The sequence below is a fragment of the Azospirillum lipoferum genome, assembly GCF_024170005.1.
In the GTDB taxonomy this organism is placed as follows: Bacteria; Pseudomonadota; Alphaproteobacteria; order Azospirillales; family Azospirillaceae; genus Azospirillum; species Azospirillum lipoferum.
On record NZ_JALJXJ010000016.1, the window covers coordinates 1 to 14,085 of the forward strand.

Genomic DNA, 14,085 nt, shown 5'->3' on the forward strand with positions numbered 1-14,085 from the left:
CTCCACCGCCACCGTCGAGAGCGTGCTGCCGCCCGAGCCCAGCGTCACCACGTCCAGCCCCGACCCGCCGACCAGCGTCTCCAGCTGCGACACCGCCAGCGTGTTGCCGGAATTGCCCAGGGTGACGAGATCGTTGCCCACGCTGCCGATGATGGTTTCGAACAGTCCGATCTGCATCGGGCCGCCGTCATTCAGCAGCATCACCACATCGGTGCCGCTGTTGCCGGTCAGCGTCTCGATGTTACGGAGAGCCAGCGTGTTGCCGCCGGAGGCGAAGAAGACGGAATCGTTGCCGGTACCGCCCGTCAGCGTTTCGATGGAGGACACGAACAGCGTGTTGCCGGCGTTCCCCAAAGCGGCGATGTCGGTACCTTGGCCGCCCAGAAGGGTTTCCAACCCCGAAACGGCCACCGTGCCGCCACTCTGCGCCAGCGTGACGACGTCGGTGCCGGCCCCGCCGGTCAGCGTCTCGATGGCACTGACCAGCAGAGTGATGCCTGCCGTCCCGAAGGAGACGACCTCGTTGCCGGCGCTGCCGGTCAGCGTCTCCAGCAGGTCGACCTTCATGGTGGTGCCGTTGCCGGCCAGCGTCACCACATCCGTGCCGGCGCCGCCGGTGAGGGTGTCGATGGCGCCGACCAGCATCGTGGAACCGGCACCCGCCAGCATCAGCACATCCGATCCCTGCTCGCCGACGATCGTTTCGACGGCGGAGACGAACAGCGTGCTTCCGACGGTACCCAGCGTCAGCAGATCGGTGCCCACGGTTCCGGCGATGCTCTCGATCAGGGAGAGGACCAGCGTAGAACCGGCCGTTCCACCCAGCGTGATCACATCGGTGCCGCTTCCGCCCAGCAGGGTCTCCACCGCGGTGACGGTCAGGGTGTTGCCGGCGGTGCCGAGCGACACCGCGTCGATGCGGCTGCTGCCGGTCAGCGATTCCAGCGCAGAAACCAGCAAGGTGCCGCCGGTGGTGCCGAGGGTGACGATGTCGGTGCCGGCCCCGCCCAGCAGCGTTTCCAACCCGTTGACGAGCAGGGTGCTGCCGAAGCCGCCGACCAGCGAAACCAGATCGACCGCCATGGTGCCGGTGATGGTTTCGAACAGGCCGACCGCAACGGTGCTGCCGGTGCTGTCCAGCAGCAGGACATCGCTCCCGGCATCGCCGATCAGCGTTTCGACCAACCGCTGCGTCAGGGTGTTGCCCTGGGTGTTGGCGAACATCACCACATCGATGCCGGTACCGCCGGTCAGCGTCTCGATGCCGGCGGTGTAGACGGTGCTGCCGGCATCCAGGAGCGTCACCACATCGGTGCCGACGCCGCCCAGAAGCGTCTCCACGCCGCTCACCAGCAGCGTTCCGCCGGCCGTGCCCAGCGTGATCGAATCCTTGCCGGTGCTACCCAGAAGCGTTTCCACATTGGACAGCAGCAGCGTCGTGCCCGTGGTCACGCCGATGCTGATGACGTCCGTGCCGTCGGACGCGATCAGGGTCTCCAGCGCAGAGATCTCGACCGTGTTCCCAGGTGTCCCCAACGTGATGACATCGGTGCCGGCGTTGCCGAGGATGGTGCTGTACTGGGCCAGCGTGATCGTCGTGCCGCCGGTGCTGGCGACCGGATAGACCAGTGACAGCGCGTTGGCATTGTTTACGGCTGAATAGGTCAGGACCGCGTTGTTGGCGTTGGTGTCGCGGATCGTGCTGGTGTTCAGCGTCAGGCCGTTGGCGACGGCTGTCACGCCGTCCGCATCCACGTCCCCAGGCTGTACCGTATAGCTGTAGGTTGCGTACGACCCGAAAGTTTCCACGAAGGTGGCTTGGCGCGTGGTGCTCCCAACGGTCAGGGCCAGGGTGGAATCCGTCCCGGTGTAGACGACGATGTCGCTGAAGGTGACCTCGACCGTGATCTCGGTCCCCAGCGCATATGGCCCGTCGCTGATGACGACGCTGGTCACCGTCGGCGGTGTGCCGCTGATGGTGACCACCAGCGCCGCCGAAGCGACGGAGGTGTTGCCGACGCTGTTGATCTGCGTGGCGGTCAACGTATGGTCGCCGTCCGCCAACGACGCTCCCGCGGTTATGGTCCACAACCCGTTGGCGTCCGCAGTGGCGGTGCCCAACGCGGTCGTAGCGTCATACAGAACCACGGTGGCGCTGGCACCGGCCGTACCGACCAACGCCGGCTGCCTCACACCGGTGATCCGGTCGGTGTTGCTCAGACCGCTGTCGGAGTCCGGGGTCAGCGCCAGACCGGTCGGTGCGCCGGGTGCGGTGGTGTCGATGGTGACGGTCAGGCCGGCCGACGCCGTGGAGCTGTTGCCCGCCACATCCACCGCAATCGCAGTCAGGGTGTGCCCGCCGCTGCCGAGCGTGGCGCTGGTGATCGACCAGACGCCGCTGCCGTTCGCCGTACCGGTGCCGGCGATGGCCGTCCCGTCATAGAGCGTGACGACGCTGTTGGCCTCCGCCGTGCCGGTCACCGTCGGGACGGTGACACTGGTGATGCGGTCGCTGGCGCTCGACCCGCTGTCCGACCCGGCGGCCAGGACCAGACCTGTCGGGGCCGCGGTCGTGCTGTCGATGGTGACGGTCAGGCCGGCCGACGCCGTGGAGCTGTTCCCGGCAACATCCACTGCGGTCGCCGTCAGCGTGTGGTCGCCGCTGCCAAGCGTGGCACTGGTGATCGACCAGACGCCGCTGCCGTTGGCCGTGCCGGTCCCGGCGATGGCCGTACCATCGTACAGCGTGACGACGCTGTTGGCCTCCGCCGTGCCGGTCACCGTCGGGGCAGTAACATTGGTGATGCGGTCGCTGGCGCTCGACCCGCTGTCCGAGCCGGCAGCCAGAGCGAGCCCGGTCGGGGCCGCGGTCGTGGTGTCGATGGTGACGGTCAGACCGGTGGAAGCCGTGGAGGTGTTGCCCGCCAGATCCACCGCCATCGCCGTCAGCGTGTGATCGCCGCCGGCCAGGGTGGCACTGGTGATCGACCAGACGCCGCTGCCGTTCGCCGTACCGGTGCCCGCAACGGCCGTGCCGTCATAGAGCGTGACGACGCTGTTGGCCTCCGCCGTGCCGGTCACCGTCGGTGCGGTCACATTGGTGGTGCGGTCGCTGGCGCTCGACCCGCTGTCCGAGCCGGCGGCCAGGACCAGACCGGTCGGCGCCGCGGTCGTGCTGTCGATGGTAACGGTCAGGCCAGTGGAAGCCGTGGAGGTGTTCCCGGCAACATCGACCGTAGTCGCGGTCAGCGTATGCCCGCCGCTGCCGAGCGTGGCGCTGGTGATCGACCAGACGCCGCTGCCGTTGGCCGTGCCGGTGCCGGCGACAGCCGTACCGTCATAGAGCGTGACGACGCTGTTGGCCTCCGCCGTGCCGGTCACCGTCGGTGCGGTCACATTGGTGATGCGGTCGCTGGCACTCGACCCGCTGTCCGAACCGGCAGCCAGCGCCAAGCCGGTCGGCACCGCGGTCGTCGTATCGATGGTGACGGTCAAGCCTGTGGAGGCGGTAGAGGTGTTCCCGGCAACATCGACCGCGGTCGCGGTCAGCGTATGCCCGCCGGTGCTCAGAGTGGAACTGACGATCGACCAGACGCCGCTGCCATCGGCGGTGCCGGCGCCGACAACCAAAGTTCCGTCATAGAGGGTGACGACACTGTTGGCCTCCGCCGTGCCGGTGACGGTCGGGGTGACGATGTTGGTGATGCCGTCGCTGCTGTTCGACCCGCTGTCCGAGCCGGCAGCCAGCGCCAGACCGGTCGGCGCCGCGGTCGTGCTGTCGATGGTGACGGTCAGACCGGTGGAAGCCGTGGAGGTGTTGCCCGCCGCATCCAGCGCGGTGGCGGTCAGGGTGTGATCGCCGCCGGCCAGAGTGGCGCTGGTGATCGACCAGACGCCGCTGGCGCTGGCCGTGCCGGTCCCGGCGACGGCCGTGCCGTCGTACAGCGTGACGACGCTGTTGGCCTCCGCCGTGCCGGTCACCGTCGGGGCGACGACGTTGGTGATGCGGTCGCTGGCGCTCGACCCGCTGTCCGAGCCGGCAGCCAGGGCAAGACCGGTCGGGACACCCGGTGCGGTGGTGTCGATGGTGACGGTCAGACCGGTGGAAGCCGTGGAGCTGTTGCCCGCCGCATCCACCGCGACCGCGCTCAGCGTATGAGCGCCGCTGCCGAGCGTGGCGCTGGTGATCGACCACACGCCGCTGCCGTTGGCGGTGCCGGTCCCGGCGACGGCCGTCCCGTCATAGAGGGTGATGACGCTGTTGGCTTCCGCCGTGCCGGTGACGGTCGGGGCGGCGACGTTGGTCAGGCGGTCGCTGTTGCTCGACCCGCTGTCCGAGCCGGTGGCCAGCGCCAGGGCGTCCGGCGCACCCGGTGCGGTGACATCGATGGTGATCGTCAGCCCGGTGAATGCCTGCGACGTATTGCCCGCCGGATCGATTGCCAAAGCCGACAGGCTATGGGAGCCGTCGCCACGGGCGGAAGCCGTGACGGTCCACGCTCCCCCCGAATCGGCCGTGGCCTGACCGATCAGGCTGGTTCCTTCATAGAGCAGGACCGTGCTTCCGGCCTCCGCCGTGCCGGTCACGGTCGGCGCCACCACGTTGGTGATGCCATCCCCCGACGTTCCGCTGTCGGAGGCCGCCGCCAGGGCAACTCCGGAGGGAGTGGCGGAAGTGGTGTCGATGGTCAGAACCAGTGCGGAAGACGCTTGGCTGGTGCTGCCGGCCGCGTTGATCGTGCGCGCGGTCAGGGTGTGCGCGCCGTCCGGCAGCGTACCGGTGGTGACCGACCACAAGCCGGACGCATCCGCCGTCACCGTGCCGAGGGCGGTGCTTCCGTCGAAGAGCGTGACGATGCCGTTGGCTTGCGCGGTGCCGGACAGCGTCGGCGTGGTGACGCGCGTGATCCCGTCACCCGCCACGCCGCTGTCGGACGCCACCGCCAGCACCGGGGTCGACGGGGTGGTGGGCACCGACGCATCGATGGTGACCGTCAGCGAGGAGGAGGAGCCGAGGAGCGTGCCGCCCGACACCGCGGTTGCATAGAGATTATGCGCACCGCTGGACAGCGTCGTCGTGGTCACCGACCATGCTCCCACGGAATCCGCAGTGGCGGATCCGACCAGCGTGCCGCTTTCGTAGATCGAGACCGTGCTGCCCGCCTCGGCTGTGCCGGTGAGCGTCGGCGTCACCACATTGGTGAGGCGGTCGCCCACGGTGCCGCTGTCGGATCCCGAGTCCAGCTGCGGCGTGGAGGGAGCGCCCTGCAGCGGATTGCCGATGGTGATAATCAGATTGCCGGACACGGTGCTGGTGTTGCCGGCGAGATCGACGCTCCGCGCGGTGAGGGTATGGGCTCCCACCCCCAACTCCGACGAGGCGATCGACCAGTTGCCGGCGCCATTGACGGTCGTGGTGCCGAGCAGGTTGCTGCCGTCGAACAGCGACAGCACCGAGTCCGCCTCGGCCGTGCCGGTGATCGTCGGCGTCCGCACTGTCGTGGTGTTGTCCCCCGGCGTGTCGCTGTCGGACGCCGGGTCCAGCGTCAGGCCGGTGGGCGCGGTCGGCGCCGTCGCATCCACCGTCACCATCAGCGCCGTGGAGGCCGTGGAGGTGTTGCCGGCCACGTCGACCGCCTGAGCCGTCAGGGTATGGACGCCGTCCGCCAGGGAGGGGCTGGTGAGCGACCACAGGCCTGCGGCATCCACCGTCACCGTGCCGACGGCGGTGGCGCCGTCATACAGCGTCACCACACTGTTCGCCTCGGCCGTTCCGTTGACCGTGGGGGTGGTGACCTTCGTGTTGCGGTCGCTGTCGCTCGCCCCGCTGTCCGAGCCGAGCGCCAACGCCAGACCGCCGGGCGTGGCCGATGTCGTGTCGATGGTGATCGCGAGACCGGTGGATGCCGTGGACGTGTTCCCGGCCAGATCCACCGCAATCGCGCTCAGCGTGTGCCCGCCGTTGCTCAAGGTGGAACTGACGATCGACCAGACGCCGCTGCCGTTGGCCGTGCCGGTGCCGGCAATGGCCGTACCGTCGTACAGCGTGACGACGCTGTTGGCCTCCGCAGTGCCGGTCACCGTCGGGGTGACGATGTTGGTGGTGCCGTCGCTGGCGCTCGACCCGCTGTCCGAGCCGGCGGCCAGGGCAAGACCGGTCGGGGCGCCGGGCGCGGTGGTGTCAATGGTGACGGTCAAGCTGCCGGAGGCGGTGGAACTGTTCCCGGCCAGATCCACCGCACGGGCGGTCAGCGTGTGGCCGCCGCTGCCGAGTGCGGCGCTGGTGATCGACCAGACGCCGCTGCCATTGGCGGTTCCGGCGCCGACGACGACCGTGCCGTCATAGAGGGTGACGACGCTGTTGGCCTCCGCCGTGCCGGTCACCGTCGGGGTGATGACATTGGTGATGCCGTCGCTGCTGCCCGACCCGGTATCCGAGCCGGCGGCCAACGCCAGACCTGTCGGGGCCGCAATCGTGCTGTCGATGGTGACCGTCAGGCCGGTGGAGGCCGTGGAGGTATTGCCCGCCACATCCACTGCGGTCGCCGTCAGCGTGTGATCGCCGCTGCTCAGCGTGGTGCTGGTGATGCTCCAGCTTCCGCTGGCGGTGGCCGTGCCGGCGCCGACGGCCGTGCCGTTGTCGTAGAGGGTGACGACCGAATTCGCTTCGGCAGCACCGGTAACGGTGGGTGCGACGACCTTGGTGATACGGTCCGTGCTGCTCGATCCGCTGTCCGACCCGGCGGCCAGCGCCAGGTCCGTCGGGGCCGCGGTCGTGCTGTCGATGGTAACGGTCAGCGCGGCGGAGGCGGTGGAGCTGTTCCCCGCCGCGTCCACCGCCCTTGCGGTCAGCGTGTGGGCGCCGCTGCTCAGCGTGGCACTGGTGATCGACCAGACACCGCTGCCGTTGGCCGTGCCGGTGCCGGCGACGGCCGTGCCGTCGTACAGCGTGACGACGCTGCTGGCCTCCGCCGTGCCGGTCACCGTCGGGGCGACGATGTTGGTGATGCGGTCGCTGGCGCTCGACCCGCTGTCCGAGCCGGCAGCCAGGGCAAGACCGGTCGGGACACCCGGTGCGGTGGTGTCGATGGTGACGGTCAGACCGGTGGAAGCCGTGGAGCTGTTGCCCGCCACATCCACCGCAATCGCGGTCAGGGTGTGCCCGCCGCTGCCGAGCGTGGCGCTGGTGATCGACCAGACGCCGCTGCCGTTGGCCGTACCAGTGCCGGCGACCACAGTCCCGTCATAGAGCGTGACGACGCTGTTGGCCTCCGCCGTGCCGGTCACGGTCGGGGCGACGACATTGGTGGTGCCGTCGCTGGCGCTCGACCCGCTGTCCGAGCCGGCGGCCAGGGCAAGACCGGTCGGGGCCGCGGTCGTGCTGTCGATGGTGACGGTCAGGCCGGTGGAGGCCGTGGAGCTGTTCCCGGCAACATCCACTGCGGTCGCCGTCAGCGTGTGGTCGCCGCTGCCAAGCGTGGCACTGGTGATCGACCAGACGCCGCTGCCGTTGGCCGTGCCGGTGCCCGCAACGGCCGTGCCGTCATAGAGCGTGACGACGCTGTTGGCCTCCGCCGTGCCGGTCACCGTCGGGGCGACGACCTTGGTGATGCGGTCGCTGGCGCTCAACCCGCTGTCCGAGCCGGCAGCCAGCGCCAAGCCAGTCGGCGCTGCGGTCGTGCTGTCGATGGTGACGGTCAGGCCGGCCGACGCCGTGGAGCTGTTGCCGGCCAGATCCACCGCGACCGCGCTCAGCGTATGAGCGCCGCCGGCCAGGGTAGAACTGGTGATCGACCAGACGCCGCTGCCGTTGGCCGTGCCGGTGCCGGCGACAGCCGTGCCGTCGTACAGCGTGACGACGCTGTTGGCCTCCGCCGTGCCGGTCACCGTCGGGGCGACGATGTTGGTGATGCGGTCGCTGGCGCTCAATCCGCTGTCCGAGCCGGCAGCCAGGGCAAGACCGGTCGGTGCGCCGGGTGCGGTGGTGTCGATGGTGACGGTCAGGCCGGTGGAAGCCGTGGAGCTGTTGCCCGCCACATCCACCGCAATCGCGGTCAGGGTGTGCCCGCCGCTGCCGAGCGTGGCGCTGGTGATCGACCAGACGCCGCTGCCGTTGGCCGTACCAGTGCCGGCGACCACAGTCCCGTCATAGAGCGTGACGACGCTGTTGGCCTCCGCCGTGCCGGTCACGGTGGGTGCGACGACATTGGTGGTGCCGTCGCTGGCGCTCGACCCGCTGTCCGAGCCGGCGGCCAGGGCAAGACCGGTCGGGGCCGCGGTCGTGCTGTCGATGGTGACGGTCAGGCCGGCCGACGCCGTGGAGCTGTTCCCGGCAACATCCACTGCGGTCGCCGTCAGCGTGTGGTCGCCGCTGCCAAGCGTGGCACTGGTGATCGACCAGACGCCGCTGCCGTTGGCGGTGCCGGTGCCCGCAACGGCCGTGCCGTCATAGAGCGTGACGACGCTGTTGGCCTCCGCCGTGCCGGTCACCGTCGGGACGGTGACCTTGGTGATGCGGTCGCTGGCGCTCGCCCCGCTGTCCGAGCCGGCAGCCAGAGCGAGCCCGGTCGGGGCCGCGATCGTGCTGTCGATGGTGACGGTCAATGCCGTGGACGAGGTGGCCGTGTTGCTTGCCGTGGTCACGGCAACCGCGGTCAGGGTGTGCGTCCCCTCGCCCAGCGTACTGGAGATCGCCCAGGTGCCGTTCGACGACGCCGTGCCGCTGGCCAGCACCGTCCCCCCTTCATACAGGGTGACGACGCTGTCGGCTTCGGCCGCCCCCGTGAAGGTTGGGGTCGTGACATTGGTGATGCCGTCGCCGACGGTGCCCCCGTCGGACGCGGCATCGAGGAAGGGTCCGGTCAGGGAGCTTTGGGTCAGCGTGATGCTGTCGCCGGAAATCGAGAAATTGCCCGGCGTGTAAAGGCCGTCCAGCGTGATGACGCGGGTGGCCGCACCGGTGGTGCCCGCGGTGTTGATGTAGAGCGTCGTCACCCCTCCGGAGGAGGAGAGCTGAATCGCCCCGGCAGCGACGGCGGTTCCGTTGCCGTTGGTGACCGGGCCGGTCAGGGTGGCGCCGATGACGCGGAGGACGTCGTCCTTGCTGAAGCCGTTGACCGCGCCGGTGCCGGCGGCAGTGGAATCGAAGGCGAACACATCCCGGCCGGCGCCGCCGGTCAGCGTTTCGATGCCCGCGGCGAGGATCGTGTTGCCGGAGGAACCCAGCGTGACCACGTCCACGCCCGCTCCGCCGACCAGGGTTTCCAGCCCGGACACGGCGATGGTGTTGCCGCCGCCGTTCAATGTGACGAGGTCCACGCCGATGTCGCCGACCAGCGTTTCGATGCCGATGGCCAGCATGGTGCTGCCGGCGCTGCCCAGCGTCACGACGTCGATGCCGGCGCCGCCGGTCAGCGTCTCCAGCCCGGCCGCCAGGATCGTGGTCCCGCCCGACGACAGCACCACCACATCACGGCCCGTGCTGCCGATCAGGGTTTCGACCCCGCTGACCACGATGCTGTTGCCCGCCGTCCCACCAAGCGTGAGCACATCGATGGCGGCGGACCCGACCACCGTCTCGATGGAACCGACCGACAGCGTTCCACCCGTGGAGCCGAGCACCAGCACGTCGAGGCTGCCACCGCCTGTGACGGTTTCGAGATTGGAAACCGATACGGTGTTGCCCGCCGATCCCTGGAGAAGGATCGCATCGGTGCCGGCGCCGCCGATCAGCGTTTCGAAACCGACCGCCAGCATGGTGTTGCCGGCGCTGCCCAGCCTCACGATGTCCGTGCCGGTGCCGCCGAACAGCGTCTCGAGCCACGATGCGAACACCGTGTTGTAGGTTTCCGTCAGGATGATGACGTCGGTACCGCTGTCCAGGCCCTGGATCGTCTCGACCAGCGACAGCGTCGTGGTGTTCCCGCCGCCCAGCAGGCCGACCACATCGACGCCCGCGCTACCCGTCAGCGTTTCGATGGCGCTGATGGCGGCGGTGATCCCGCCGCTGGCCGTCAGCAGATCCCTGCCGGCGCCACCGATGATCGTCTCCAGGCCGCTGACCTGCATCGTGGTGCCGGTGCTGGCCAGCATGACCAGATCCAGACCGCTGCCGCCGACGACGGATTCGATGGCGCTCACCTGGATGGTGATACCGCTGGTGTCCGTGCGGATGATATCCAGGTCGTCAGAGCCGGTCAGCGTCTCGATTCCCGCCACCCACATGTTCTGGCCGGTGGTGAAGCTGTGGGAACTGGTAAACATCGTGACGCGGTCTTGCCCCGCGGAGCCGACGAGCGTCTCGATGCCGCTGATCTGCACGGTCGAGCCTTCCGGATCGATCAGCGCGAGAAAATCGGCAGGGTTGGCCGGCAGCGATGGATACTGGGCGCCGTACACGGTTTCGACATGCGAGACCGCCAGCGTCAGGGCCAAACCGAACAGATTGGAGCCTCCGGGCTTCGACGGATCGCTCGTAGCCTGCTCATAGTGGCCAAAATTGATCCCTGTCATAACGTCGATGCCAGACGTTCCAATCAGGGTATCCACGCCCATGGTGGTGACAGTGGCGCCGCCAATGTCGCCGAGAATGTAGACGTCCTTGCCGATGCCGCCGGCCAACTGCTCCACGCCGGAAACCAGAACCGTCGAGCCGTAGCCTTTGACCTGGACGATCATGTCATAGAGGGTACTGCCGATGATCGTTTCGTAGAGATCAATCCGGATCGTGTTGCCAATGGTGCCGTTATTCGTCATGAGCATGACGTCGGTACCGGTGGTGCCGAATACAGTGTCAAGCATCGACACTCTAATGGTCGAGCCTGCCGTATTATCGATATAGATCGTGTTTGCTGACGCTCCGCCGATCAGGGTTTCCACCCCGGTGACGTGCATGGTGCTGGATATGCTGCTGCCGAATTTTATATTTCCGACATCTCTGCTCATATCGATGACGTCATTGCCGGCCGTGCCGATGAGCGTATCGATCGCACCGACGAGGACGGTGGCGCCGTTCGTCTCCAGCAGCTTGACGTAGTCTTGGTTGCTGGTCGTACCGCCAAGGATGGCATCCACCCCCAAGACGGCCAGGTTGAGCGGGCTTGGCGCACCCTGTCCGGAGATCAGATCGAAGCCGATGTTGCCGATCACCGTGTCGATCTGGGACACGACCATCGTCGTGCCCACGGTCGAGGAAATCTGGGCGACATCAATCCCTGTGTTGCCCAACAGCGTGGTGATGTCCTGAACGGAGATCGTGCTGCTGGCGTCGCCGAGGAAGACGACCTCCGTTCCGGACCCGCCGATGATCGTCTCCACCAGCGACACCAGCATGGTGCTGCCAGAGGTGGCAAGAGATCCGGGCACGGAGCCGCTGCCGAAATAGACCACGTCCTTCGCCGTGGTGCCGATAAGGGTATCGATCCAGTCCACCCGGACCGTATTGCCGCTGGTCCCCACCAGAATGATGTCTTCGACCGCCGACTTGGAGGTTCCGGTCAGGGTCTCGATCAGCGATACCGCCATCGTCGTTCCGACGGTCGAGCCGTAGATCACGTCGTTGCCGGCACCACCGATCAGCGTCTCGAGCGCCCTTACCGTGGTGGTGTTGCCCCCACTGCCGAGCGTGATGAGATCGAAGCCGGTGCTGCCGATGAGCGTCTCGAGTACCCTCACCGTGGTGGTGTTGCCGGTATTGCCCAGGGTGACAACGTCCACCCCCGTGCTGCCGATGATGGTGCTCGGCGACGTGGTGGTGGTGGTGGTTCCTGTGGCGTTGACGGTTCCGGCCATAATTTCCTCACACGCGGCAGCTTGAAGGATGGGAAAGACGATGTCAGGGGTCTCAGCAGACGACGCCTGCCTTCGGAGGCGGAACTAGTCGATGGGCACCGGAGCCGAACCGCTCACATACGCCAGTATTAAGCTCGGGAAGCAAATGGCTGCTTCTAGCAAGTCTATCGTTTTGTATAGACACCGAACAAACCAAGTATACCCTCTATACTTGCAACAACTATCAAATGAAGAAATGGGTCGTGATAGCGATGAAGTCTGATAAGAATTTCTGATTTTCCCGCAAATCGCGCGCAAAAATTGCAATTCGAATTGCCGAACAGTCATGAATAACCCCCAAATACTATTCTTTTAGCACAAACGATCCAGCACCACGATTTTCGAACAGCTCAAAACCATTTTACCACGAAAGTATTACCACCCGAGTTAATAGCAAATTAGCGTGAAAGCGAGCAAACGGCTTTTTCGGGACTCCCTTGTGCCGCATACCCATAGGCTGCTTATGGCGCCCGGTTGCTCTACCGGCTCCACAGGACAATCTTCCGGGATCTCGGCCACGACGCCCGGTTCGGCGTCGGTTCAAAGCAGGACTTCGGCGTCCCAGGGGTTGTAAGGCACCAGCATGCGCCGATGACGATCCGGGCGGACGAACCGCCGGGCGGTCTGGTTCAGCAGGCCGGCCACAAAGGAAAAGGTGCTGTTGGAGATCGCCAGCACATCGGCGACGCACAGCGCATGGAAATCGGTGAAGAACTCGGCACCCGCCAGGGGCTCGCCCAGGTCGGTGGCGAGAATGGGGGAAAATGATGCGAAGGCCCCGGCCAGTTCCGGCGCGTCGGTTGCCAGATAGAGAACGGGCGAATCGAGATCGGCCCACAGCCGCTCCAGCCACGTCAGGTACCATTCCTCCGGCGCGATCCAGAACCGTCCCCAGCCATAGTCGCCCCGCCGCAGATGCAGCGCGACAACCGTCCGTCCCCGTGCGCGCAAACGATGTTCGATCGCGTCGGCGCGCGGCCACAGATACCGGCCGGGCGTGAAGATCCTGCGGAAGTCCGTCCGGTACGGTGCCAACGCCGCGGTGTGGCGGCAGAAATAACCGGTGACGTCGCACTCAGCCCGAACCGGTACGACGCCGGACAGCGAGGCGAAGAAATCATGGCCCTCCTCCGAAGCCCGGGGAAGGGGAGCCCCGGGCAGCGGATCATCGCAATCGTACAGGTAGCACCCCACCCACTCCGGCACCTCCAGATCCAGATCATGCCGGGCGGCATAGAGGCGCAGAAAGCCGTACTGAAGCAGCTGGTTGCCGAAACGCCCGTTGCACCCCAACTCCGTCGCGGCGAGGCGCCGTCCGGAACGCCCGGCCACGGAACGCGGGGGTGGGGCTTCCCAACGCTGCCGCAACTGCAAAACAGCGCGTCGGGTGAACGCTTCGCCGAATCCCGGATGGCAGCGGATCGCCCGCTCATAAGCGGCGAGCGCCTGGGCAGTGCGGCCCTCCGCCTCGGCGGCGGCGGCGAGCGCAAGGTGGGCGTCATAGCGCTCCGGGACCAGGGCCGCGGTCCGCCGCCCGTAACGGATGGCGTCCTGCCACCGGCCTTCGTCACGCAGCGCAAGGGCCAGTTCCGCCACAATGTCCGCCGCGACGGGCGAAGTCGCCGGCTCCAGCCGGGCCGCACGGTCCAGCAGCCGGCAGGCCGCATTCGCCTGCCCGATCCGGCGCGCCACCCGGCCCAGTTGGAACAGTGCATAGGCCTGCGCCGGGTCCAGCACCAGCGCATGCCGCAAGCTCGTCCCGGCGTTCGGCCAGCATCCGGAATCGAACAGCACGCTCCCCAGATTGAGATGGGCGGACACCATTTCCGGCAGCAGGCGCGCCACCCGGCGGAAGGCTGCGGCCGAGACCGCCGGCCCCTGCGCCGCATGGATCACCATGGCAAGCGCGATCCACCCTTCGACGCAGCCGGGATCGAGCGCCAGGGCCGTGCGCAACGCGGTGACGGCCCGGTCCGTCCGTCCGTCATGGGCACAGAGCCGGCCAAGATCCAGCACCACCCGGCCGAGGTCGGGCGCCAATGCCGCTGCGCGGGCGAACATGGTTATCGCACTGCCCGGCGCATCGTTCCGCACCGCGATGTGGCCAAGGCCAAGCAGGCCCGCCGGTTCCCCGGGACTGAGCGCCGCGAAGCAGCGGAAATACATCGCAGCGGCGCCGATCCGGCCGCTTGCCAGCATCCGATGCGCTTCGGCAAGAACATCGGCCGGAGTCACGGCCAGACCAGACGCCGAATG

2 protein-coding genes are annotated in these 14,085 nt (G+C 67.5%); both read right to left on the reverse strand.

Features of this window, described 5'->3' with window-relative positions; all coding sequences use genetic code 11:
- Positions 1 to 11,790: Ig-like domain-containing protein (locus J2848_RS28745; protein WP_253568775.1), on the reverse strand; the 11,790-nt coding region annotated here is incomplete at its 3' end.
- Positions 11,791 to 12,369: 579 nt separating this feature from the next.
- Entirely contained in the window at positions 12,370 to 14,028 is a 1,659-nt protein-coding gene (locus J2848_RS28750; protein ID WP_149233515.1) for a tetratricopeptide repeat protein, read from the reverse strand.
- Positions 14,029 to 14,085: the final 57 nt, after the last annotated feature.

What these genes read in the sequence shown, in the direction of transcription:
- J2848_RS28750 (WP_149233515.1), bottom strand. Translation starts at nt 14,028, where the DNA reads ATGCTGGCAAGCGGCCGGATCGGCGCCGCTGCGATGTATTTCCGCTGC.